The sequence below is a fragment of the Anaeromyxobacter soli genome, from assembly GCF_022808855.1.
Taxonomy (GTDB): Bacteria; Myxococcota; Myxococcia; order Myxococcales; family Anaeromyxobacteraceae; genus Anaeromyxobacter; species Anaeromyxobacter soli.
Genome location: NZ_JAKZLF010000038.1, coordinates 22,320 through 47,418 on the forward strand (window position 1 = coordinate 22,320; position 25,099 = coordinate 47,418).

A 25,099-nucleotide genomic window follows, 5' to 3' on the forward strand; every position below is an offset into this window, starting at 1 on the left:
CCCTGGGGCCGAGAGGCTAACAGAACTCCGGGGCACGCGGTTGATCCCCGGCTAGATTGTGACCGCATGCGCTACCGGCTCTCGCTCCCCGAACCGCACTCCCATCTCTTCCACGTCGAGGCGATCCTCGAGCGGCCCGGCGCCACGCCCGAGCTCGCGCTCCCGGTCTGGACGCCCGGCAGCTACCTGGTGCGCGAGTTCGCGCGCCACCTCGAGGGCGTGGAGGCCGACGACGGCCAGGGCCGCCGTCTCACGATCGAGCGACTCGACAAGCAACGCTTTCGCGTGGACGCGGGCGGGGCGGAGCGGGTGGTGGTGCGCTATCGGGTCTACGCGAACGAGCTCACGGTGCGGACCTGCCACCTGGACGGGACGCACGGCTACCTGAACGGCGCGGCGGTGTTCCTCTACGCGCCGGGGCGCGAGCGCGAGCCGCAGGTCCTCGAGATCGCGCCGCCGGAGGGCTGGTCGATCGCGACGGCGCTCCCCGGCGGGCCGACGACGTTCACCGCACGTGACTACGACGAGCTCGCCGACTCCCCGGTGGAGATCGGCCGCCACCGCGTCGTGCCGTTCACCGCGCTCGGCAAGCCGCACGAGATCGCCATCTGGGGGCGGGGGAACGTCGAGGAGGCGAAGCTCGCGGAGGACACCCGGCGGATCGTCGAGACGCTCGGGGGGCTCATGGGTGGGCTCCCCTACGAGCGCTACCTGTTCATCCTGCACCTCACCGAGAAGCGGCGCGGCGGCCTCGAGCACGCGAGCTCGACGACGCTCAACGTGGGCCGGATGCAGTTCTTCCCGCGCGACGCGTACGAGGAGACGCTGGGCCTCTTCGCGCACGAGTTCTTCCACCTCTGGAACGTGAAGCGCATGCGGCCCGCGGCGCTCGTGCCGTTCGACTACGGGCGCGAGCAGTACACGCGGCTCCTGTGGTGGTTCGAGGGCGCCACGTCCTACTACGAGGGGCTCGCGCTCGCGCGCGCCGGCCTCCTCGACGCGGGGCGGTATCTCCGGAACCTCGGCCGCGCGCTCACCCAGCTCGAGCGCACGCCCGGCGCGAGGAAGATGAGCGTCCAGGAGGCGAGCTTCCTCGCGTGGGTGAAGCACTACCGGCCGGACGAGAACAGCGGGAACAGCGCCATCTCCTACTACCTGAAGGGCGAGCTCGTCGCGCTCGCGCTCGACCTCGCGCTGCGCCGGGCGGGGTCGTCGCTCGACGCGCTCCTGCGCGCGCTCTACGCGCGTCACGAGGGGCGCGGCCTGCCGGAGGACGGCGTCGAGCAGGCGGCGGCGGAGCTCCTCGGCGCGGACGCGGCGCGGCGCTTCTTCGATCGCCAGGTGCGCGGCACGGAGCCGCTCGACCTCGACCTCGAGCTCGTGGGCCTGCGGCTCCGGCGCCGCGCGGCCCAGGGGCTCGACGACAAGGGCGGCACGCCTCCGAAGAACGGCGACGAGCGTCCCGCGCCCGGCTGGGCCGGCTTCGAGCTCGCCCAGGGGCCGAAGCTCGCGGTGGCGTCGGTGCAGGAGGGGAGCCCGGCGCACCGGGCCGGCCTCTACGCCGAGGACGAGCTCGTCGCAGAGGGCGGGTTCCGGCTGGACCGCGCCGCGCTGTGGGACCGGCTCGGCGAGAGGGGGCCGGGCGGCTCGCTCCGCCTCACCGTGTTCCGGCGGGACGAGCTCGTCGAGGTGACCGTGCCGCTCGCCCCGTGGCCCGAGGACACCGTCTGGCTCGAGCCGGTGGAGGCTGCGAGCGAGGCGCAGCGAGCCGCGTTCGAGGAGTGGTCGGGGACGCGCTGGCCGGGGAAGTAGCCCGCTTCATCGTCCGGGAATCACGTTCGATTTTGCGCCCCGAGCGCGCGCGGGCCCGAGGCCGGCCGAGCGCGGCCGCTACGCGGTCGAGGCCACCTTCCGGCACGGCCCGTCGCCCCCGGCGAGGCCCTCCCGCCCCGCGACGGCGGCGCGCCCGCGCTCCCGGCGGGAGTGCGCTATATGGGCGGGCATGGACTCCAACTCGACCTTCGCCGAGCGCCGCCGGGCGGCCGCCGCGCAGATGGCGCGCCAGGGGGGCGGCGTGATGCTCCTCCCGGCCGCCGAAGAGAAGCTCCGGAACGCGGACACCGAGTACCTCTTCCGCCAGGACAGCGACTACCACTACCTCGTCGGCCTCGACGAGCCGGAGGGCTGCGCGGTCCTCGTGGCGTCGCCTGCGGGCGAGGCGAAGCTCGTCCTGTTCGTGCGGCCGCGCGACCGCGAGAAGGAGATCTGGAACGGCCGCCGCGCCGGGATCGAGGGCGCGAAGGAGCAGTACGGCGCCGACGAGGCGTACCCGGTCGCGGAGCTGGAGGCGAGGCTGCCGGCGCTCGTCGAGGGCGCGGAGACGCTCTGGTTCCGCGTCGGCCAGGATGCGCCGTGGGACGCGCGGCTCGCGCGCGTCCTCAACGAGCTGCGGAAGGGCGCGCGCCTCGGCAAGCGCCCGCCGCGCGCCATCGTGGACCCCGGCCGCATCCTCCACGAGCAGCGCCTCGTGAAGGGGCCGGACGAGCTCCGGCGGCTCCGCAAGGCCGCCGAGATCACCGCCGAGGCGCACATGGCGGCCATGCGCGACGGGCAGCCCGGCCGGCGCGAGCACCAGGTGCAGGCGGAGATCGAGTACGCGTTCCGCCGCCGCGGCGGGTCGGGCCCCGGCTACGGGACGATCGTGGCCGCCGGCGCGAACTCGACCATCCTCCACTACCGCGCCGGCCCCGAGCTCCTGAAGGACGGCGACGTGTGCCTGGTGGACGCGGGCGGCGAGTACGAGCTCTACACGGCGGACGTGACGCGCACGTTCCCGGTGTCAGGCGAGTTCACGAAGGCGCAGCGCGAGCTCTACGAGCTCTGCCTCGACGTGCAGAAGCAGGCCATCGAGGCGGTGAAGCCGGGCACGAACCTCGACGCGATCCACGACCTCGCGGTGCGGAAGCTCACCGAGGGCTTCATCTCGCTGGGCCTGTTGCAGGGCAGCGCCGACGAGCGGATCGCCGACAAGGCGTTCCGCAAGTACTACATGCACCGGACCAGCCACTGGCTCGGCATGGACGTGCACGACGTCGGCGACTACTACGTGGACGGCAAGCCGCGGGCGCTGGTGCCGGGAATGGTGCTCACCATCGAGCCGGGCATCTACGTCGCCGCGGACGACGAGAGCGCGCCGAAGGAGATGCGCGGCGTCGGCATCCGCATCGAGGACGACGTGCTCGTGACGCCCGAGGGCCACGAGAACCTGACCGCCGCGGTGCCGAAGGAGGTCGCAGAGGTCGAGGCGGTGTGCGTGCGGTAGCGGCACGACCGCGTCACGCGTTCACGCGAACTCGCGCCGCGCCGCCCATGCGGTAGGCTCCGGCTGCTCCCAGGACCCTTCACCGGGAGCGACGGAGCCGCCGCAATGCTGACGCTCGCCGCCGCCGTCCTCCTCGCCGCCGCGCAGCCCGTCCAGTCCGGGCAGCGGGTCCAGCTCGTGGCCGCCCGGCTGGCTCAGCCGGTCGTGCCCGTGGCCGCGCAGCCGGCCCAGCCCGCCCGGCCGGTCGCGCAACCGGCCCCGGCCGCTCGGACCGAGCCTGTCGAAGCCCAAGGGACGGACCCTTCGGCCCGCTACGACGCCGCCATGGCGCTGCTCCTCGACGGCAAGCTCGAGGAGGCCGCGCGCGCGTTCGACGCGGTGGCGGCCACCCCCGGCGCCGGCCCGCTCGCCGACCGCGCGCGCACGCTCGCCGAGGTGAGCCGCGCGCTCGCCGCTCGCGGCCACTTCGAGCTCCAGGAGCCGCGCCTCGAGCGCCGGCGTCCCGCCCGTCTGGACCGGAGCGGCCGCGCCGAGCTCGCGTTCTTCGGCACGACCTACGGCATCTGGACCGGCGTCGCGACCGGGCTCCTCGCGGAGGCCGACGACGGCCGCGCCTACCTCGCGCTCGCCATCGCCGGCGGCGTCGGCGGGCTCACGCTCGCGATCCTGCCCACCCGCCATGCTGCGATGCCCGAGGGCCGCGCCCAGGCGATCGAGTCCGCCACGAGCTGGGGGACGTTCAACGGCGGCCTCATCGCCGCGCTCGCTGACGCGGACGGGAAGGGGGTGGTGGGCGCGACGCTCGGCACGGGTCTCGCCGCGCTCGGCACCACGGTGCTCCTGACGCGCGACCGGAGCCCGTCCTCGGGCGCCGTGGCGCTCACGAACAGCGGCGGCATCTGGGGGCTCGTGACGGGCGGGCTCACGCTCGCGATCCTGGACGACGCGAGCGACACGACCGCCCAGGGCGTGCTGCTCGCCACCACCGACGCCGGCCTTCTCGCGATGGCGCTCGTCGCGCGGCGCGTCGAGATGAGCCGCGGCCGGTCACTCCTCATCGACGCGGGCGGGCTCCTCGGCACGCTCGCCGGCGTTTCGGTGCCGGCGTTCGCGAACGCGGAGAACGGTCACGCGATCGGCGCGGCGGGCCTCGCCGGGATGGCCGTCGGGCTCGCCGCGGGGGCGTACCTCTCGCGCGGCTGGGACGAGGAGCTGGACGAGGCGGCCGCCGCGCGCGCCGAGGGGGCGATGGCGGCGCCGATGGTGGCGCGGCTCGAGGGTGGCGGGTTCTCGGCGGGGGTGGCAGGACGGTTCTGATGTAGGTGCGGTCGCAGCCTTGCCGCTCGTTGACCCGCTGTGTACCCTCGCGCGCCGTATCCCAGCGTGAACGCCGGGACGCGCGCCGTTGCCGGCGCGGGGAGGGGAACATGCGGCGGATCTCGGCGCTCGGCCTCGCGGCCGTGCTCGCGGCGGCGTGCAGCGGCGGCAGCGGTGGCGGCGGCGCGAAGCCGGCGGCGACCCTCGTCTCCATCGCGGTGACGCCGGCGACGGCGGTGACCGTGGCGGGCGCGACGGTGAAGCTCACCGCGACCGGCGCCTACGACGACGGCAGCAAGCGCGACGTGACCGCCGAGGCGAGCTGGACCTCGCTGAACGGCGGCATCGCGCAGGTGTCGGCGGGCGTCGTGACGGGGATCACCGCGGGGACCGCGACCATCACCGCCGCGATCGGGCCCATCCAGGGGACGGCGCTCGTCACCGTGGACACGCCGACGTTCGTCTCCGTGCGGATGGATCCCGTCAGCGCGGTGATCTCCGCGGGCCAGTCCGCCTCGCTCCGCTGCCTCGGCATCACCGACGGCGGGGCGGAGATCGACGTGACCGCGGCCGCCGTCTGGACGAGCGCCGATCCGCTCGTCGCCACGGTCTCGCGCGGCGTCGTCTCGGGCGTGAAGGTCGGCGGCACGGACGTGCGCGCCACCTACGCCGGGTTCTCCGCGCAGGCGCACGTCACCGTGGAGGCGGCGTCGCTCGCGTCGCTCCTCCTCGGCGTGCCCCCGACGTTCACCCTCGCCGCGGGCGACGCGCTCGACGTGCGCGTGTTCGCCGTCTACTCGAACGGGGGCCTGCGCGACGTGACGCTCCTCGCGGACTGGTCCTCGAGCGCGCCGGCGACGGCCGCGGTGTCGAGCGTCGCCCAGACCGCGGGGCGCCTCGACGCGCTCGCGGCCGGCGCGGCGACGATCACGGCCTCCTTCGGCGGCAAGACCGCCTCGGCGGAGCTCACCGTTGCTTCCGACTCCGTGATCTTCGTCCTCGTCCAACCGGTGCCCTCGCCGCTGCCGGTCGGCGTCGGCTACCCGCTCCGCGCCACCGCGCTCCACGCGGACGGCACCACCGCCGACGTGACCGCGCTCGCGACCTGGTCCTCCGACTCGAGCGCCGTGACCGTGGCCGCGGGCGGAGTCGCGACGATGGTCGCGGGCGGGGTCGCCGTCGTGAGCGCGAGCTACGGGGGCGCCGTCGGGCGCGCGGCGGTGACGGTCACCGGCGACGCGCCGACCGGGCTCGCGATCGACACGACCGCCATCGCCATGGGCCTCGGCGACTACACCTGGCCACCGCCCAACGTGACGCTGAGCTACGCGAACGGCTCGAGCTACGACGTCTCGAGCGCGGCGACGTTCTCGGTCCTCGATCCGGCCGTCGGCATCGTGGAGAAGGGATGGTGGGGCGATACCGTCGTCCGGGCCGTGGGCCTCGGGACGACCACCCTGGAGGCGCGCTACGCGGGGCTGTCCGCCACGGCGAGCGTCCAGGTGACCGCGCCGCTATCGTTCACCCTCGACGCTCCCGCGTCGGTGCCGGCGGGCGTGAGCTGGAGGGTGAAGGCGCAGACCCGCGTGCAGGGAAAGTACGTCGTCGAGACGGAGGACGTGTCGAGCTACGCCGAGTGGTCCTCGAGCGACCCCGCGGTGATCGCCATCTCGAACGCGCCCGGCACGAAGGGCACCGCCACGGTGGTCGGCTCCGGGAGCACGACGCTGTCCGCGTCCTTCGGCGGGATGACGGCGACGAAGACGGTGACGGTGCTGGGGCCCCTCAGCTCGATCACCATCTCCCCGGCGTCGCTCGTCGTGGCCTCGGGCGCCACCCGCCAGCTGAGCGCGACGGCCCGCCTCGTTGACGGCCGCACCACCGACGCGACGACCCTCGTCACCTGGCGCTGCGACCGCGTCATCGGCTCGGTGAACGGCGGCAGCTTCTGGTCGTCTAGCCCCGGCACGGGCGAGATCACCGCCGCGATCGGCGACGTCTTCGGCTCCGCGACCGCGACGGTCGTGCGCGAGCCGTCCCAGTTCGGCGGGCTCGTCGTCCGCCCCGCGGTCGCGTACGGGGACAAGCTGCCGGTGGGGCACACCGGACAGCTCCGGGCCATGTACGTGTACTCGGCCGGCGGCTGGAACGTGGAAGTCCCGGTGCAAGGCGAGGTGACGTGGACGAGCGAGTCGCCCGCGGTCGCCGCGTTCGACGATCCCGCGAACCCGGGCCGGGTCCATGCGCTCGCCGCCGGCAGCGTCTACGTGCGGGCCGCCACGACGAGCCCGTCGGGCGTGCCGATGCAGGCGTCGACGCAGCTCTCGGTCGTGACGCCCACGGCGCCCCTCGAGCTCGCGCCGGTCACGGTCCCGCTCGGTGGCTCGGCGGCGCTCCGCCTGGCCGTGCCGCTCGCGACCACCACCGCCTCGGCGACGACGTTCGCGACCTTCGAGTCGAGCGATCCGTCGGTCCTCGAGGTGCGCGGGTCGACGGTGGTCGCGCGGAAGCTCGGCTCGGTCGAGCTCCGCGCCCGCCTCGACGACGTGACGGTCGTGGCGCAGGGTACCGTCGTGCCGGCGACGCCGAAGGCCCTCTTCGTGGCGCTCCCGTACCAGCTCACGGTAGGGGACAAGACGGCGCCGGGCGCCTTCCTGGAGCTCGACAGCGGCGACTACGTGGACGTGACCAAGCTCTCGACCTGGGCGTGCTCGACTCCCGCCGTCGCGTCGCTCACGTGGACGCCGGGCACGGCGCCCGACCTGCAGGCGATCGCCGAGGGGACGGCGACGCTCGACGCGAGCTGGAGCGGTTTCGTCGGGACGGACAGCGTCCCGGTGGTCGGCGCCGCAGCGGAGCCGGCGGCGGTGAGCCTGCGCTTCGATCCTCCGACCTACGAGCTCCCCGTGGGCGGAAGCCTGACGATGCAGCTCCGCGCGACGCTCTCGAGCGGCGGCACCGCCACAGCGACCGGCGCGCAGATCACCGTGTCGCCCGCGGACGTCGCCACGGCCTCGTACCCCGGATCGTACGGCACCATCACCGGCCAGAAGCTCGGGAGCGCGGTCGTCACCGCCACGTGGGGCGGGCAGACGGCGACGGCGATCGTGAACGTCACGCACACCGTCGGCGAGTTCGGGCTGTTCGCGCCGGACAGCGGGCCCCTCGGGCTCCACCCGTACGAGCGCCTGTACCTCAACACCTACGAGAATGTGGGCTTCGCCGAGCTCGAGAAGACGCTGGCGTGGGCCTCGTCGAACCCGGCCGTGCTGAAGGTGGTCTCGCCCGGGGTCGTCGAAGCGGTCGCCCCGGGCACCGCGATCGTCACCGCTGCCTCCGGGCTGCAGGTGTGGCCCTTGCCCGTGACGGTGTCGAGCGCCCCCCTCGATCGCCTGGAGCTCGCGGGCGTCGCGCCCACGGTACCCGTCGGCTCGAGCTACCGGTTCCGCGCGACCGCCCGCTTCGCGGACGGCGCCTCGCTCGACGTGTCGGGCCGCGCGACGTGGTCGAGCGCCGACCCGACGATCGTCGATTTCGACCCCGCGGCGCCCGGAAAGCTCTCCGCGAAGCGCGCCGGAACCGTGCGCATCGAGGCCCGGCTCGACGGCAAGACGGAGTCCGCGGAGGTGACGGTTTTCTAGCGGGAGCGGCGGGCCGAGCCGGCCCGCGCTTCCCCCTTGACACCCTCTCGGCACTCCAGTATCTACGCCGCCTTACGTCGGTCCGAGGTCTTCCCGGGGCCCGGAATCCGTCCGACGAAGCGCATCATCGGGGAGTGGCTCAGCCTGGTAGAGCACTTGGTTCGGGACCAAGGGGTCGCAGGTTCAAATCCTGTCTCCCCGACTTCTGAAAGCCTCGCGATTTCGCGGGGCTTTCGTCTTTTCTAGGGTCCAGTTTCCGTAGCGACCAAAATACGACCAAGTGCCTGCTCACCGCCGAGGAAGCGGTCGATGCTTCCCTGGAAGCTCGGCGCGAGGTGCATGTAGAGCTGCGTCGTCTTGATGTCAGCGTGTCCCGCCTGCTGCATAATGTAGAGCGTCGGAGCGCCTCCCATCGCGAGCCGCGAGCAGAACGTGTGGCGCAGGATGTGGACGTTACCCGTCACCTCGAGCCCGGCGCGCCGCTGGACGCGCTCCATCCAACTCTGGATGGTTCGATCCCACACGCCGCCCTTCGCGTGAGGAGCGTCCCAGCGGTAGTGCGGGTCCCTCCAGAGCACCCGAGAGCCTCGCGCGTGTCGGTTCTCGCGCAGCGCCTGGATTAGCCGAGCGCTTAGGTCTACCCGGCGGCTGCGGCCGCTCTTCGGCGTCGAGAGCTGGCCTTTCGACTCCGAACGCTGGACGTGCAGGAACCTGCGCGTGAAGTCGATGTCGTTCCACTCCAGCCCAGCGATCTCTCCTCGGCGAAGCCCCGCCTCGCCCCCCAGGAGCATCATCAGGTAGGCGCGAGCGTCGAGCTCTTTGGCTATCGCGACGAGCTTCTCGTAGACATCGGGCTCATAGAAGTCGATCTCGGCGGGGGCCGTCTTGAGCTGCGGAAACGTGACCGGCACGGCCGGGATGACCCCGGTCTCCGCGGCGAAATCCAGGATCGTGCGGAGGACGCTAAGGACGTTGTTAACCGTCTTCGCGTTCAGGTCCGCGAGGTCGCCCTTCAGCCGCTGGATGTCGGCGAGGCTGATCTCATCGAGGCGCTTGTTCCCGAACCGTGGAATGAGGTGAAATGCGAGATCCCCCTCCTTGCGCTCGATGGTCCGAGGCTTATTGCGGTTCGCCTTGCAGTAATCCTTGATGTAGACGGGCCCGAAGTCCTTGAGCGTCGGGACCGGCTTCTCGGCCTCCCTCGCGAGCCGGGCCTCGCCCTTCGCGATGATGGCGTTGCGGCGCTCCGTGGCCCAGTCGAGCGCCTTCTTCTTCGTGAAGTCCGGGTGGTCCAGCATCCGCTTCTCGCGAAACGGCGTCCCGGACGGCCAGGTGAACCGGATGTCGTACTGCCAGTCCCCCTCGGTGAAGGGGCACTGGCAAGTGCGCAGCTTCTGGCACCCGGCCACATGCATCTTGTGCTTCTTCCTCCTCACAGTGACGTCGCTCATCGACGATCTCCGAGCGACGACACGGGCTGCTCTTCCCGTTCAGCGAGGAAGTCTAGCAGGCGGTCCCGACGAAACAGGACCTTGCGGCCCACTCGGACCACGCCCGAGAGCTGACCCAGACGAACCATCTCGTAGACGTTCTTGCGGCTCGTTCGCAGGACGACCGCAAGCTCTTCAGCCGTGAGGAGAAGGGGAAGTTGCTCGAACACAGGGCAAACTCGTGCGCCCGACGGCCGCTTAACGGCGTCAAAAGGGCGAGATGAGGTGCCCGGTGTCCGATGGCAGCGAGACGCTGCCTCACCGAAGGCGGTCTAGCTGCGCGCGACGGGGACAGCGGCGCAGCTGGACGAGTACGGCGGTTGCGGGTGATCTAGTCCCCGTGCCCCGAGATGCGGGAGTGACGGAATGTAACGCGGAGGCGCGCGTTCGCAACTGGCACGCCAACGTGGACGCCAAACATGTGGCGCCTGCGCTCGCGGTCGTGAGCGCGAGGTCCGGTGAATACGAGCGGGTTCGCATGAGCGCGGACATCCTGGGGCCATACGCGGAGACCCAGGTGCCGTGCCGAAAACCGCATGCTCTGATCCCATCCCTGATCGGACAAGTTCCTCAGGCGGGACGAGACCTTAAGTGTTGTCCGACCGCAGTCCGGTCCCGCACGCTCGGCTCTCGTCCCGTGCCGAAAACCGCATGCCCAACCTTGTTCGACTGCATCCCTGGTCGGACAAGTTCCTCAGGCAGAACGACACCTTAAGTGTTGTCCGCCGCAGTTCGGTTCAGCACACGTCGCTCTACTCGCGCTGCGGGTGACGCCGCGGCGGAGAAGAACATGAGGGACGAGAAGAACGACAACAACATCATCGATCTTGCGAGGCCCCGCACTCGGCGCGCTTCTGCTGCTGTCGGCGAATCGCTTGGCGAGGACCACGAACTCGCGGAGTACGTGAGAGATCTCACGGACGGGTCCTCCGACGGCGAACTCGGTGGCGGTGCCGATTACGCCGGCGACATCGACTACGGGGACCCAGCGTCCGTGCTCGGCAATGATCGCTGCTACAGGGTCGTCGGCGGCATCGTCGCGCAAACCCCGGTCGACACTGCGACCCGCTCCGCGCCTGACGATCCCAGCATCTTGAGGGGGGCTGAGGAACTGCTCAGGGATCCGACGCTCCTGGATCGATTCGTCGAGGACATTCACGCGGCTGGCGTTGCTGGCGAGGACGACAACATCAGGATCGTCAAGCTGGTGGCGGTCTCCCGCCTCCTCGACACGCCTTTGGCCGCCGTACGCTCACCACCGAGGGCCGATCGCGTTCGTGACGACGACCACCAAGTTCCACGTCGAGCCCGGGCTCGAGTCCCGTCTTCTGGAGATCGCTACGGACGATTCCAACGAGCAGACTGACCGCGTCATCATGCAGATGCGCACACGAGCGGCGTCGCCGTGGGGCCGCGGCGGCGGCGATCGCATGAGGATCTGGCAGATGATGGACCGCCTCATTCGACCCCTCCCGGTGATTCTTCCCTCGGCGGCGAACGGGACCGCGATGCTTCGGCGCAGGCGAGCATCGCGAGAACGACATCCATTCGGTTCTCCGATGTTTCGCGCACGCCACCCGGCGCGCGGCTCTGCGCGCTCAGGCAGATCTCGTCGGACGGGGTCTTCATGAGCGCGGCACCGCTTCTGCCCGGCGAACCCGCACACGCCCAAGCCTTGTTGCCGCCGCCGCGAACCAAGGTCGAGGCGGCCTAGCTGTCGCACGCACGGGCTCATCGATCCATCGACAGGTCCGCGACCCTCATCCCCATCCCTCCGGCCCCGCCCGGGGAGAGCGGGAAAGCCTCCTGCAGTCCCGTTCGAGGCTACGACGAGACCAGCGGGAAGGTGATGAAGGTGAACGTGCCTGCGAGACGCGGCTGACGCTGATTCTCGGCGGGAGCGATGTGCGGGTGAACGTTAACACCTTGCCCCGCGGCGAAAGAGCGCGAGAACACTCGCATTCTGATCGTGCGCCGGTGCGAAGACCATCACGCCTGCATCATTGCTCGGCGGGATCGGCCAAGCTTGCTCTTCGCAAGGTTCGCGACCAGCAACTGCTTCCGTACCGTCCCGCGGGTTGGCCCGCGCCCAGCTCTCCTCGCAGGGGACCGCAGCATTCGACACCTCTAAACCCGCGTCCTTCGGCGGGCATGCGCCGGTTGTTGCGAAGAGATCGAGGAGATTCACCTGCACTTCCTCCCTCGCGCCTGCCGGCGCGAAGCCACAACTGGGCCAGCGAACGCGTGGGTCCACGACGGCGCTACAACCGGGCGCCATCTCGGGCCTTTGTGCCGCATCGCGTGGTGCTGTGGCGCTCACCTCTGGTCCGCTGCGCGGCGTGATCACGAGACCGGCGCGCGTCGCGGGCAGCGGCGGCCAGATGCGGTTCCCCGACCTCGGCCGTAATTCAGTCCACGTCACCGTGACCCCGTCGCACGCTGAACAAGACGGAGCCACCGATGGACCGGGGTTCGGCCTCGGCGCTCACCCTCGCCTGGTCGGCGAGGTCAACGATTGCTGATTGACAATAGAATAACCGCACCGTCGATCGTCGGGCGGTCCGCTCACGAGCACACTCGTGAAGAAGGCGCCCTCATGCGGCGCAGCGACGATCTGCTGTCCCCACGCAATTAGCAGGAGAACACGTTGCTTCTCATTACTAAGTACCAGTTCGGCCACAGGTATTACATCGACTCGCACGGAAGGTTTCTCTGTGGGGGCGACCTGCAACCGTTCCGCTCCGTCCGGCGCGTCGACCGCTCGACTTACATTCGCGAGTGGGTGCGCGTTTGCAAGTACTGCGGCCTCGCGTGCTGCCGGGAGTGCACGACCAACGTCAGCTCCGATGGCAGGAGGCGCGTATATGTCTGCAAGTCGTGCGCCGTTAGCGAGAACTAGCTAGGGCTCCGCGCCCCGAACCATGCGGAGCGTACGGATTGACGTCCGCCGCGCGACCCCTGCGGCGGCTACCCACTGCTGAAATGCGATCTTCCCCCGCTCTCGCGGGTACCTCTGCACCAGCCGCCTGGCGACGGGAACGCGGTTGCAGTCACACCACTTCTGAACCCATTACTGAAACGAGGTTATTTGTGTCCAAGGCTAACCCGAGCAACAAGATTCACCACTCGATGGCTACTACCAACGCGATCTGCCCGACGTGCGAGGCGAAGGCGTTTGTCGCGGATGCGCTTGCGAACGCCACCCGCGCCGTGGCGGCACTGGGCTTTCTCGACGAAGCGATCAATGAGATCGCCGAGACCTCTTCGCACACGGGCACGCGGCCGAACGACGCGCAGCTTCGGAAGTAGCATTAGGACGAGGATGGGACGAGGAGACCGGCCTGGTACGCGGGATGCCAGGCCGGTTTCATTGTCAAGGTTTCGCGTACGGCCTGGCGCCTTTGCGTCAATCCGCTTTGCGGCCTATCTTTTGTTGATCATGACATACGTATCAGCCGCAGGCGGCGCGGCCGCCGACGCCGCCGCTCACCATCGCGGGCAGATATTCAAAGCGCTGACGGTGTACGCGCGCCTCGGATGGAAGGTGTTCGAGGTCCATTACGCCTACCAACCGCCGGGGGACGAGCACGCGCCGCTCATCTGTACGTGCGGCGATCTCGCGTGCAGGAACGTCGGAAAGCACCCGGCGTACAAGGATTACGCCGCAAACGCGTCATCAAGTCTGGCGAACCTCGAATACCGATGGTTCCAAAGCCGCGATTCTCGCCGACGCGGTGAGCCCTGGAACATCGGCCTCCTCACGGGCGAGGCATCGGGCGTCTGGATCTTGGACGTCGACAACAAGCAGGACGAGGGCGGCGCGAACGGCGCACGCGAACTCGAGATACTCGTCGCGACGCGTGGGCCCTTGCCGAAAACGATCATGGCCCAGAGCGGTTCGCAGAAGCCCGGGACACGGCACCTGTTCTTCAAGCACGACCCGAGAATTCGGAGCAGCCTAGGCTGCGTACGCCCCGGACTCGACGTGCTAGCTGGGGGAAATAGGCTTGCGGTGCTCCCTCCGTCCCGGCACAAGTCCCGGAACAGGTACCTCTTTTTCGAGGGTCACACGCCGGATCAGACTGACGTCGCCACTGCTCCCGAGTGGCTGATCCAAGAGATCTTGGCGGCTCAAGCGCGTCTGCCAGCACCCGTCCAGACGCGCGCTACCTCGCCGCTCCGAGGCGCACCACGCGCATCACGAGGAGCATGGTTCGAGCGGGACGCCTCGGGTTCGTTCGCACGTGCGGCCCTCGAGTACAACCACGCCAACACGCCCGACGAGTGGCCCCGTCGTCGTGGAGCGTGCCCTGTCTGCGGAAGTCCGGACGGATTCATCCTCCTGTACGAGGCCACCAGTTCCTCCGCTGCATGGTGGAACTGCAAGTCGACTCGTCATCACGCAACGCAGTGCGGCCGACAGAGCGAGCTCGACGGCAGCTGGGGCGGGACCGCACTCGACGTCGATGCGTACGATGCCGGCATGGGCGTTCGTGAATACCTGACGTCGCATGGGTACCTCGCCGAGTGACAACGTCGGCCCTCAGGGTCGGCCGGGATAACCAAGTCTTTCGTTCATCTGTCGAGTGCCTCAAGGCTCGGCCAAGCACTCCATTTCCAACTCCATAGCCGCGTGCCTCGGAATGGCTCCGGGGACGCACCCTTCTCAACTGGGGCTTCGGCTCCATTAATTGGCAGTTTGTAGGTGCATCACATGGAAACACACACGACTGAATCTGTCCTCGCTCAACCGTGCCCGGTGAGCGAGGCATCCCGTGGCGCTCCCCCGGAAGCTGGTTGCCTCGCCTTCGCTGAGACCACCCTTGGCGCAAGCAAGCTCCTGGCGTTCATCTGCAACGGCGAGTGGGAGCACGCCAAGGAGTGGGTAGCGAAGTTGGCTGCCTCGCTCAAATCACTTTCGGAACCCGACGAGGGCTACAACTGGCCGGGGTTTCCGTTGGATAGCACGCCTCAAGCCTGCTTCATGAGCCTCATCCAGAACACGATCCGAAACTCGTGGAAGCGGCGTGGGCATTGGCTCCCAAAGGGCCCGCTCCGGCTGTTTCGAAATGGAAGGACCTGCCGATCGACAAACTCGACCCGGGCATCGGCCCGAAGATGTCGGTGGCGGTCTGGCTGAAGAATGGGTGGGCGAAGCACCTCGACGACCTTCGCGTTCAGGCGGATGTCGAGTCGGGGCGAGCACTCGCACCTAACCCCGAGAACTGGATCTACGACGCGCACGAAGGTGGGTTCCGCCGCCGGCTGGGAGACAGGTCATTCGGCACAGCGGTCACCACGCATGCGTTCAAGATGCTCTTCGTTCACCTTACCGATCGCAAGATGCATTTCTTCCTGACCCAGATCCCCAAGATCGAGGCTCATCGTCCGATCTTCTCTAGCAAAGAGGCCCTCGTAAAGGCAGGGGAGCGGCTCGTCCTGAACACTTACATCCCCACGACCCTCGTGCCGCAGCCGGGCGACTGGTCCTGCTACGAGCGGCTCGTTCGGCATCTCGTAGGAGATCGTGAGGAGAGCTATCTGCACTTCATGCAGACGCTTGCGGCACCGCTACAGAGCCTGCACCGCAGCGGTCGACCGCGCACCCTGGGGTTCTACCAACTCGTATTCGGGCACCCCGGGTGCGGTAAGGACACGCTCGCGGATGTGCTGCGCCTCATGTACGGCGACGAGAACTACCAGAAGTTGGATCAGGACGCGATCGATAGCAGGTTCAACAGCCAGATCCGCGGCAAGCTGCTGCTACACCTGAACGAGACGATCAGCTCCACCAATCGGACCATGGAGTCAGCAAACAAGATCAAGGAGATGACGACCGCCTCGCGGCTCGACATCGAGGGCAAGGGCAAGGATCGGGAAACGATCGAGGTGTTCCACAACATGTATGTCACCTCGAACAGTGAGCGGCCCGTCCTGCTGGAGCACTGGGATCGTCGGGCGAATCCGTATTACGTGAAGAGCCGATTGCCCGGATCATTGGCACACGAAATCTACGCTGATCTCGGATCTCCGGCTGGTACGGGGCCGCTAGACAGGCTCCGAGCGTTCTTCCACCACCTACTTTACGAGGTGAACGTGACGCTCAAGTTCGGAGAGCGCGATCCCGATAACGACATTCAGATGATCATCGATCAGTCGCTTTCGCCACAGCAGGCGTTTGTGGAGAAGATCCGCCGCCACGGCTGGCTCGAGGTCGCTGCGGAGTTCAACGAACTCCCCGGCCTCGGCCGATGGACGCAGCCTTTCGAGACTGTAAAACAGGTGCCGGTCGTCGATGCGGCATTCGTGTACGAAGTCTTCGAACGGTGGTGCCGCGCCAATGGGCACCACAACGTGCCGCCGAAGAGGGCAGTGAAGGGGGCGTTCGCGATGATGCTGAACGGAGCCTTCGCAGAGTCGCGCTCGAAACGAAAGGATCGCACCTCGTTCGATGCGTGGCATGGCATTCCGCTCGAGGGCAGCGAGGCCGTACATCCAGAAGACGACAACTCGTCGCTTCAGCTTCTGCCGCTGAACTGACTTCACGTCGCGGATATGGGTCGAGAAGACCCGGGTGGACTCACGCCGCCCGGGTCTTCTGTTCTCTGTGGGGCGCCGGTCGGCACAGGGCGGACCGGCGCTGTGATACGTGGCTCGCCAACCCGCTGACGGCAAGCCGGGTCTCGCACGTTTCCGACGGAACGCGAGATCGGTGACGACTGGGTTGCCTTCCATGGCACGCGCTGATCGACACATCCCGCGTGTCCGGACTCCAACTGCTCGGGTACCGATCGCGCGGAACGTGTTCATCCTCACGGCGATCGCGCATAGGGGTCAGGGAGACGCCACCGACATCGCCGTGCACGCCGCCCGCGCGGCCATGGCGCAGCCTGGCCTGACGATTACCCTGCCGCGCCTCAGGGGCCTTGATGAGCGGGAAGGTGCCCCGTCAGTTGAAGCATGTCCATCGGCTGTTGTTGAGTTCGAGTTCACCAGGGCAGGCATCGCCGGGCAGTCTCGCGCACAGCAGCATCTCGACAAGCTGCCTCGCAAAGCATGGATCTCACTAACCGTCTGGAAGCGTGCTCTTGAAACGATGCTTTACTCGTACACTGCCCTTGCAGGTGACACCACCAGTATGGTCGACTGACCGTCACACGTGCTGCAAGGGGGGGACATGCCGCGAACTGCTCGCGTCGCCGTAACGCTCGGCCTCGTGCTGGCTAGGGTTGAACCCACTGTGGCTGACGTTGGCGAGTATCAGGGCTGCTACACGGACACCGAGCCGCGTGCCCTCCCAACGCTGCTCATGTCGTCTGGAGCGACCGTCGAGAACTGCACCGCCGCCGCCGCTGCACAGGGATTCGCCTATGCCGGCCTGCAGTACTACGGCTACTGCTTCGCAGGGAACGAGCTCCGCTACACCAAAGTAGTGGACTCTGAGTGCAACACGTCCTGTACCGCCAACCCTGCGCAAGCGTGCGGGGGCGCATGGCGAAACAGTATTTATGCTGCCGGGCGGGCCGATCTGTTCGTTACGGCACTCACAGGGATTCCGGACGCCATCGGCGTCGGCGACAGCCTCACGATTCGGGACACGGTCACCGCGAGCGTTGACGGGGCGACCGCCGGTGAGTTCGAGGTTGGGTTTTACTTGTCGACGACGAGCACGGGTGGACCGGCCGACGTCTTCCTGAATGCAGCCCGGACCGTGGCAGGCGGGCTCGCGCCGGGGCAGTCCAGCTCCGGCGAGACGAGCCTCTCGATCCCGATCGATGTCTTGCCTGGCATCTACTACCTCATCGCGGTGGCGGACCTCGGGGAAGTCGTTTCGGAGTTCGATGAGACGAACAACTCATTTGCTGCCGGGCCCTTCGTGGTTGGACCGTACTCCTGCCAACCGCCGGCGCCTATCGATGACGGAAATCCCTGCACGCTGGATCAATGCGACCCGATGACCGGCGTGATCCATCCCCCCGTATCAGCGGGAACCATATGTATCGATGGCTGCCGGACCGAGGGCACGTGCGACGGCGCTGGTGCCTGCACAGGGGTGCCACGGACCGGGGCCGCGTGTGATGACGGAGACCCATGCACGTACTCGGACGTTTGCTCCGAGAACGGCATCTGCGTGGGAACAGCGGTCTCGTGCCGGTCCGCCGGTCCATGCCAGCAGGTTCATTGTGATGGTACCCCGGTCTGCAGCTCCATCACGCTTCCGCCGGGGACGCCGTGTTCCTCCGGCGGAGTTTGCGGCGGTCAGATCTGCGATGGTGTTTCGCCCAAGTGCCAGCCTCTCGAGTGAGGACATCCTCCTATGAACCTGCGAACGGCGACGGTATGGCTGATGTCCGTAATGCCGATGGCATACGCTCGAGCTGGAACGACGTTGTGCAACACGGGTGTGTACTATACGTACTACTGTGAGCCGTACACGACCGCGGAGGGCTATGGGATGGCAAATTTGAAATTGATAGCCCACGCGTGTGCGGATGGCGAAGAGTTGTACCGGGGCTGCGTTTACTCACCATGCGGTTTCGCGCCGGACTGGTGTGAAGCCACAATTGCGTCATGGCGGGACGAAGCCGTGGACAAGTGCGGTGAGTTCCTCGGCCCGAAAGCGGAATCGTGCGCGAACACGACCGACGACAACTGGGACGGCTGCGTTAACGAGGGCTGCGAACTTGGCTCGGGCCAGTGCACGTGCATCGCCGAGTGCTCGCCGAAACAGCTGTCGTGCTTGGCCCCAGGGAAGGCGACATGCAAGCCGTACGACCCGGCGAAACTGGAACTCTGCGGCGACGGCATCGACAACGACTGCAACGGGATCGCCGACGACGGTTGTGCGCCGATCGGCGGGGGTAGAGGTGGCGGGCCCTTCGGCCCGAAGGAGAATGGCGGCCACCTGGAAACCTGCGACGAGAAGGCGGGGGCGGACCCTATTCTTCTGGCCTCGAGGGCGATTGCGACGGAACCCTTCACCGACTTCAGTGTCGAATTCGTGTCGACGCTGTCGCTTGGCCGGACGTACCAGAGCGCCGACGCGTCGCTTCACGGTGGTCCCATCGGGATCTTCGGCGTTGGCTGGCACCACGACTGGGAGGCCGCCGTGACTTGTCGCGCCGGCGTGTGCACCCTGATGCGAGGCCTCCTTCCTGCGCTCCAATTCGCGCGCAGCGGGTCCGCGCCCTCGCTCGATGGTTTCGAGATGTGGGACGTCTACACCGGCTACTCCAACGAAGTGGTGAGGGACGACAACCCGAACCTCCTCGTCCGCAAGCCGGACGGATCCTGGATCGCGTTCCTGACGGATGGGCGCGAGCTCACCTTTCGGACGGTCTGCGACGCGTGCACCGAAGCGGATCTCTCGAGCGCGCGGTGCGTCGACGCGCTGGACGGCGGGTTGGCCCGTCTCGTGAGCGTTCGCGATCCGGCTGGCAACACGGTGACGGTCCGCTACGATCGGGTTTCCGGGCTGCTCATGAGCCTCGCGGACGACCTCGGCCACACGCTCGACGTGTGGGGTGCTGCGGCTTGTTCCACGGGGCTAGCCGATCTGCTGCGGTTCGATGGCGTTGTCGTTGCGAGCTATCAATATGAAGGCCTTAATCTCGCTCGGGCGGTGGACGCCGATGGTAACGTGCTCCGCTCGTACGTGTATGACGAAGGCTCGTCTCTGCTCCAGGCCGTGAAGAATGAGTCGGGTGATCTGGTTGCGCAGTTCGCGTACGATGAGTACGGGCGGGCAACCGGCCTCGTCGATTATGCTTCGAGCGTGTCGGTGAACTACGAGGCGCCCGGAGGGATCGCGGTCACGGAGTACTTCCGCGGGAAGGAGGGCGACACGTCGAGCGTCAGCATCCGGGCGCTCAACCAAGACGGCCACGTGACGAGCGTGTCGGATGGATGTTCCTGTGGGCCGGCGAGGCTGCGGGAGTGGACGGACCGGCGCCCCACCTGTACGCGGGATGCGCTCGGTCACGTCACCCGGCGCGAGTTCGACAGCGCCGGTCGCTTGACGCGGACGGTCGAGTTCTCCGGCACGAGCTGCGCGTTGCCTGCGAGCCTTCCCGGCGATTCCCGCGACGAGCGACGCGCCTACGGTTTGGTGAAGGAGATCGCGGTCGGAATCTCGCTTCCGCTGGATGTGCTGACCAGCGCGACCCGGCCCAGCACGCTGGACGCCTCGACGGCTATCGGCGACTCTTATGACTACGATCAGCGCCCGAACGCCGCAATCGATCCGCCCGGCTACACGTGTGTCGAGGCGCACTTGCCGGCTGGAAGCGTCCTGTGCCGACAGATTACAAGCGGGATTGCCTATGCCGGGGGAAGCACGCGTCTCGAGCGCCACGCGACCTTTTTCTCCTACGACGGGCGTGGACGCCTTGTTCGCAGGTATGGACCGGTAAATCTCGACGCCCGGTCGACGGACGTCGCTCCGATCAAGGAGTGGACGTACTGGGCTGACTCCGAGACCCTCGCGCGTCGCGGCCGCGTCCGGCAGTTCAAGCGGTATCCGTCGCCGGCGAGCAGTGGCCTCTCCACGTCGTACGACTACGACGAGTTCGGGGTGTACCAGGTGACCGACGAGCGGGGCGGGATCACGACCATCGTTAAGGACGGACGCGGCCGGCCCGCGTTTGTCCTCACGTCCGGCGGTTCCAATCGGGAGACGCGGTACTACGACGGCCTCTCGCCCCGTCTCCAGCTCTTGCTTGGAGGCGCGATTGTCCGTTACGGCTACGACGGCATGGGTCGGCTACAACAGGTCGATCACTTGAGCGGCGATCCCGAGACACCGGGCGAAACGCCGGCGGTCGCCTGGAGCGAGCGGTACACGCACGACGTGGCCGGCAACCGAATCCACGCCGAACGGCGGGATGCCGAGGGAATCGTGCGCGGGACCCAGGATCGCGCCTACGATGTCGAGCACCGGGTCATATGGGAGTCGAACCCCGAGCTTCCCGGGATTGCACGGAGCTGGACGTATGATCCGTCTGGCTTCTTGTCGGCCACAACGGACGAGGCCGGACGGGGGGTCCAATTCACCCCGGATGCGCTCAATCGCGTGCTGCGCGTCGCAAGAACGGGGCCTGGGGGCGAGTCGGTGACGGTCGCCGCGTACGCGTACGCACCCCGCTCCGACACCTTGGACGTCATCAGGGCGGGGAACGGGACCCTTACCTCGTACGAACACGACGACTTCGGGCGCATGGTCCAGATCCTCGCGCCGCCACTCGACACCTGGCAGGGATTTTGGTTCGAGTACGACACTCGGGGGAACGTTGTCTCGCGGACTCACCAGAAGACCGGCGAGACCGCCACGTATACGTACGACGGCCTCGACCGACTGACCGCTATGCACGCGGGAGACGTCTCGTACACGTACGTGTACGACGCCCAGCCATATGAGGGGCGGCTCACGTCGATTCAAGACGCCGATGGTGCCGTGAGCTACACCTACGATGCCGCCGGCCGGCTCGCGACCGAGACATTGCAGTTGACGGACGTGCCCGAGCCGCTTACGACCGGATACGGATACGACGCGGACGGGGCTCTCCGAGAGATTACCTACCCGACCGGTCTCCGCATCCGCTACGAGCGGGATCCCGCGGCGCGCACGATCGTGAGCGTAGTGAACGCCGCCACCGGCACGCGCTACGCTGACCACGTGATGCACGATCCGGAGGGAGGCGTCCGAGAACTCTCGTTTGGCAACGGGCTCGCCCTCTCCCAAGATTTCACGAGGCGGGCCGAGCCGAAGGTCATCCGGAGCGGACCGCTTTCGCTCGCCTATACGATTGGGCCGGCCGGCGAACTCATCACGATCGCCGACACGTCCACGACCCTGAGCGGCTGCCCTCGGGACACCGCGCGGAGCTTTGGGTACGACTTCCAGAATCGTCTAGTCGAGTCCCCCGTCTGGCTCGCGTACGGTTACGACGGAGCTGGCAACCGGCTTAATGAGACTGTCGAGGGGGCGCAGGCCTGGTACGTGTACGAATACGGGTTAGAAGGCGCGCTCCAAGATCGCATCAGCACGCGCTGGCTCAAGACTCCAAGCGGCGATCGGGTCACCCACAGCTTCGGCTACGATTTATGGGGCAACGTCGCAGCCATCGGGAAGTGGGACCTCACAGGCGGGATGGCGGGCAACCAGACCGTTGCGGTATGCCTGCGTCACGATCCGCTTGGGCGCATGACGCTCTTCGGCCGCCGCCCCGTCGGTGTCCGTGCGGGATTCGTGTTTTGCGCTCAGGATTCCGAGATTACGCAACCTATCGCGCGTTTCAAATACGACGCCCGGAATCGTCGGGTCGCCCGGCAGGATGTCGCCTCCGGCAAATGGACCTATTTCGTGTTCGACGCCTCCGGGAACCCGCTCTCGGAGCTCGATCTTGTGGACGGCGGTTGGGTAAGAGTCCGGGATTACATCTGGCTCGACGGTCGCCCACTCGCCCAGATCGAGTACCCGGGCCCGGCGGGCAGTACCGAAGGCTACACGTATTACCTTCACGTGGACCACATGGGCCTGCCGCGCGCGATGACCAACTCGAGCGGGCAGCTTGTGTGGAATACGTATCCCAAGCCGTATGGTGACATCTCGGAGAAGACGTCGGTTGATCCGATCTCCGGGCGGACTGTGGTGACGAACCTGCGGCTCCCCGGCCAGTACGACGAGCGGCTCTTCGAACCAGCCGGCATCAGCATGCAGGGGCCGTACTACAACTGGAACAGGTGGTACCTGCCCTCGGTGGGGAGGTACGTGGAGTTGGACCCGGTGGCTCTTGAAGGGGGTTTCAACGGTCCGTACGGCCCCGAGTGGTATGGCTACGCTGGGCAGGACCCCCTTCGGTTTACGGACAGATTCGGCCTGGACAAAACGGACTACAACAACTCGGCCGGCGGGGCGAGGTGGCCGGCGCCGTTCTTCGGTCCCACGAACGGCAACTGGGGCGGCATGTGCTGGAGCGGCGGTCAGCCTTCGTGCGGACCCGGCAGAGGCTCTGGCAACGCACCGCCCGTCGATAGTGGCGACGAGGCGTACATGCACCATGACTTCTGTTACGCGGAGTGTGACGGGCTCACCGGGCCGCTGAAGAAGAACTGCACGTCTCTGTGCGACCGAGCACTGATTAATGAGTTGAGAAAACTGGGTTGCGACGACCCAAACAACTGGCCGCGTCCGCCGAAGCCCGGGACATGGAATGACAGCAGGTCGTACTGCAACATGGCCATAAACAACTTCAAGTGCTCCGGTTGTCCGGAAGAGTGCAACAAATGAACGCGACCTCGATATCGTGGAGCGTTCTCGTCGCCATTCAGGTGGGTTCCTGGGCGGTGCGGTGTGTCGGCCAGTTGGGACCGGGGTGGTGGACAGCGGAGAGCGTACTAGGGGTTGCATCGGCAGTAGTAGGCGCCTGGGTCGCAGTGGCGCACCGTTTCAGGTGGCGACCGCTCGCGTTGCTCGCCGTCGTGCTAGTTGCCGGACAGTGGAACCTCCTGCTTCGAGAGATGACCATGCTCGTTTGGCGAACTAGGGGGTTTGCTCCGTAGCATCCAGGACGGCGGCATCTGGCCGGTTCACGCCAGGAACAACAAGCCATGCCGGCGAGTACGTTCCCCGAGGAGAGGTCGATGAAGGCGGCGCGGGCGCTCGGCGTAGCCCCTTGCCGATGGGGCGCGCCTGCCGTTCGCATAAGCGAAGCGCCGTCTCGCTGAAGCCGCGCGCGAAGCATTCGTTTTGCCCAGCCGCAGCACGAGAGCGTAAAGAAGTGAAGCGGCCGGCGGCCGAGGGCCTGCTGATGGCGGCGTGTTCGCGGAGCGAGCGCTGCGTCGTCGGTGAGGTCCAGCTTCGGTGCAATGCAGCGGTTGGGTTCACGGATGCTGACCGCCATGTCCAGGATTCCGCGCTCCTGGCGTTGGTGCATCGACAACCGCGCTCGCCACGACGACACGCTACGAGAGCTATGCCGCGCGCGGGCTCATGCCGGGCGACTCCGGAAAATACAGAGAGCTTCGGACGAGGTTGTTGGCGCGTCGCGGAGTTCGGAAAGCTGCTCGGGAAGGAATGACGTAGCGCCGCCATTCCGAGGCCACCGTCTCCGGGTCCACTTCGAGGACCGCAGCAGCACGGAATTCGAGCGGCGCTGCTGCCGCCCTCAGCGACCGCGCTGCGTATGGTGCGCGAGATAGACGGCGACCCTCGTCTCCTCGACCTGCTGGGCGAGGCACTTGAAGCCATCCTCGTTCCAGCAGCCCAGGTGCTCCGCGACGACCTTGGCGACCACGGTGGCGAACCGGGCCGTCTCCCCGGAGGCGCACCCGCCGATGTAGGCGAAAGGTGGCGCGAGGCGCTGTCCGGAATGTCCGACGATGTCTGAAACGCTTCCGGACATCTTGAATAACCACATTGCAAGCGTAATCCGCGACTTACTAGATTGTGAGCGACTGATCCCGGATGTCCGTCAATATGTTGTGTGATCGCCAAATAGTGAGGCATGCGCTGTCAACAGCGCGGAACGCGTCTTCGCGCCGCGAATACAACCCCGCAGGATTTCCGGACATCCGGACACACGACCCCGCCCGCCGCCGATGCAGGCAAAAAACTTCGAGAGCCCGTTGGGTCTCGCTGGTTAATGGCCTACCATTATGTCAAGGAGCCAATACCCAATGGACCAGCCGACGCATATGCGGGTGAGCGCTCGCATTCCTGCAAGCCTGTTCTTTCGCCTCGAAGATGAACGCCATCGGCTGCACAGCCTGTCGAAGCGGCGTGTCTCGGTGCGGGAGTTGATCCAGAGAGCCATCGAAAACCTACTAGAGGAGAACACGAAATGATCGTTACCGAATGCCCGAGCTGCCACTGGCCGGTGAACCACCTTGCGCCAGACGAATACAGGCGCCTTCCCGCTGATGTTCGCGACGCCGTGAAGCGGGACACTCGAAGGCACCGCGAAGTGCACAACAGGAAGACCCGCGCCTTTGCTGCCCTCAGCTACCAGCCCCGAACGAAGCAAGATCGCAAGGCCCTAGAGCAGGCCGGCGAGAACCTAATTGGCACCGGTGCGTCGCTCGCCGACAAGGTTCGGGGAGCGCGGATGTACATCGAGGCCCTTTACGACCGATCCCTCGACGCAGCGGCGGTGACCTGCCCCCCGAAAACTGGACGGGTCGAAGCGTGAGTCCTCTACTGATGGTGGAGGACGGATGCGGAAGAGCAAGTTCACCGACGAGCAGATCATCAAGGTCCTGAAGGAGGTCGAGGCGGGCGCCAAGGTGCAGGACGTCGTGCGCCGCCTCGGCATCACGGAGACGACCTTCTA

Annotated in this window: 18 protein-coding genes and 1 tRNA gene; 15 read left to right on the forward strand and 4 right to left on the reverse strand. The window is 67.3% G+C overall.

Annotated elements, in window-relative coordinates; genetic code table 11:
• Positions 1-66 precede the first annotated feature (66 nt).
• Complete coding sequence (locus MLV88_RS20330) at positions 67-1,812, forward strand: M61 family metallopeptidase (RefSeq protein WP_242340800.1); 1,746 nt, start codon at positions 67-69, stop codon at positions 1,810-1,812.
• 190 nt (positions 1,813-2,002) lie between these two features.
• Positions 2,003-3,322, forward strand: a complete 1,320-nt coding sequence (locus tag MLV88_RS20335) for an aminopeptidase P N-terminal domain-containing protein (protein WP_242340801.1) — start codon at positions 2,003-2,005, stop codon at positions 3,320-3,322.
• A gap of 21 nt (positions 3,323-3,343) precedes the next feature.
• On the opposite strand, the gene MLV88_RS20340 is transcribed toward MLV88_RS20335, so the two are convergent.
• A complete protein-coding gene (locus tag MLV88_RS20340; protein WP_242340802.1) occupies positions 3,344-3,613 on the reverse strand; it encodes a hypothetical protein in 270 nt (89 codons plus the stop codon).
• Between the two features lie 33 nt (positions 3,614-3,646).
• Between MLV88_RS20340 and MLV88_RS20345 the strand changes: the two genes are divergently transcribed.
• The 3 genes from MLV88_RS20345 to MLV88_RS20355 all read left to right on the forward strand — a co-directional run bounded on the left by MLV88_RS20345 (position 3,647) and on the right by MLV88_RS20355 (position 8,482).
• The gene (locus MLV88_RS20345) at positions 3,647-4,639 is read left to right on the forward strand and encodes a hypothetical protein (protein ID WP_242340803.1); all 993 of its coding nucleotides are present in this window, start codon (positions 3,647-3,649) and stop codon (positions 4,637-4,639) included.
• Positions 4,640-4,749: 110 nt separating this feature from the next.
• A complete protein-coding gene (locus tag MLV88_RS20350) occupies positions 4,750-8,280 on the forward strand; it encodes an Ig-like domain-containing protein (protein WP_243338515.1) in 3,531 nt (1,176 codons plus the stop codon).
• Positions 8,281-8,408: 128 nt separating this feature from the next.
• Positions 8,409-8,482, forward strand: a tRNA-Pro gene (locus MLV88_RS20355).
• A 40-nt stretch (positions 8,483-8,522) separates the two neighbouring features.
• On the opposite strand, the gene MLV88_RS20360 is transcribed toward MLV88_RS20355, so the two are convergent.
• Together MLV88_RS20360 and MLV88_RS20365 are read right to left on the reverse strand one after the other, a co-directional pair.
• Positions 8,523-9,731 (reverse strand): tyrosine-type recombinase/integrase, encoded by a 1,209-nt coding sequence (locus MLV88_RS20360; RefSeq protein WP_243338517.1) that lies wholly within the window; start codon positions 9,729-9,731, stop codon positions 8,523-8,525.
• Positions 9,728-9,940: a helix-turn-helix domain-containing protein gene (locus MLV88_RS20365; RefSeq protein WP_308197559.1), complete on the reverse strand. Its 213-nt coding sequence runs from the start codon at positions 9,938-9,940 to the stop codon at positions 9,728-9,730. Before MLV88_RS20365 ends, MLV88_RS20360 begins: the two co-directional genes overlap by 4 nt.
• 620 nt (positions 9,941-10,560) lie before the next feature.
• On the opposite strand from MLV88_RS20365, the gene MLV88_RS20370 reads away from it, so the two are divergent.
• The 7 genes from MLV88_RS20370 (at position 10,561) to MLV88_RS20400 (ending at position 23,058) form a co-directional block, all read left to right on the forward strand.
• Positions 10,561-11,136 carry a hypothetical protein gene (locus MLV88_RS20370; RefSeq protein WP_243338519.1) on the forward strand — a complete coding sequence of 192 codons (576 nt, stop codon included), beginning with the start codon at positions 10,561-10,563 and terminating at the stop codon, positions 11,134-11,136.
• Between the two features lie 1,724 nt (positions 11,137-12,860).
• Positions 12,861-13,079 (forward strand): hypothetical protein, encoded by a 219-nt coding sequence (locus MLV88_RS20375; protein ID WP_243338521.1) that lies wholly within the window; start codon positions 12,861-12,863, stop codon positions 13,077-13,079.
• 130 nt (positions 13,080-13,209) lie between these two features.
• Entirely contained in the window at positions 13,210-14,301 is a 1,092-nt protein-coding gene (locus MLV88_RS20380; protein ID WP_243338522.1) for a bifunctional DNA primase/polymerase, read from the forward strand.
• Positions 14,302-14,786: 485 nt separating this feature from the next.
• Complete coding sequence (locus MLV88_RS24715) at positions 14,787-16,310, forward strand: DUF5906 domain-containing protein (protein ID WP_243338524.1); 1,524 nt, start codon at positions 14,787-14,789, stop codon at positions 16,308-16,310.
• Positions 16,311-16,572: 262 nt separating this feature from the next.
• Entirely contained in the window at positions 16,573-16,920 is a 348-nt protein-coding gene (locus MLV88_RS20390) for a hypothetical protein (RefSeq protein ID WP_243338526.1), read from the forward strand.
• Positions 16,921-16,947: 27 nt separating this feature from the next.
• A complete protein-coding gene (locus MLV88_RS20395) occupies positions 16,948-18,075 on the forward strand; it encodes a WSC domain-containing protein (RefSeq protein ID WP_243338528.1) in 1,128 nt (375 codons plus the stop codon).
• A 12-nt stretch (positions 18,076-18,087) separates the two neighbouring features.
• Complete coding sequence (locus MLV88_RS20400; protein WP_243338530.1) at positions 18,088-23,058, forward strand: RHS domain-containing protein; 4,971 nt, start codon at positions 18,088-18,090, stop codon at positions 23,056-23,058.
• Between the two features lie 877 nt (positions 23,059-23,935).
• On the opposite strand, the gene MLV88_RS20405 is transcribed toward MLV88_RS20400, so the two are convergent.
• Positions 23,936-24,172, reverse strand: a complete 237-nt coding sequence (locus tag MLV88_RS20405) for a hypothetical protein (protein ID WP_243338532.1) — start codon at positions 24,170-24,172, stop codon at positions 23,936-23,938.
• A 274-nt stretch (positions 24,173-24,446) separates the two neighbouring features.
• Between MLV88_RS20405 and MLV88_RS20410 the strand changes: the two genes are divergently transcribed.
• The 3 genes from MLV88_RS20410 to MLV88_RS20420 form a co-directional block, all read left to right on the forward strand.
• Positions 24,447-24,614: a hypothetical protein gene (locus tag MLV88_RS20410; protein WP_243338533.1), complete on the forward strand. Its 168-nt coding sequence runs from the start codon at positions 24,447-24,449 to the stop codon at positions 24,612-24,614.
• Positions 24,611-24,958 carry a hypothetical protein gene (locus tag MLV88_RS20415; protein WP_243338535.1) on the forward strand — a complete coding sequence of 116 codons (348 nt, stop codon included), beginning with the start codon at positions 24,611-24,613 and terminating at the stop codon, positions 24,956-24,958. Before MLV88_RS20410 ends, MLV88_RS20415 begins: the two co-directional genes overlap by 4 nt.
• Before the next feature lie 25 nt (positions 24,959-24,983).
• On the forward strand, positions 24,984-25,099 hold a 116-nt coding region (locus MLV88_RS20420; protein ID WP_243338262.1), incomplete at its 3' end, for a transposase.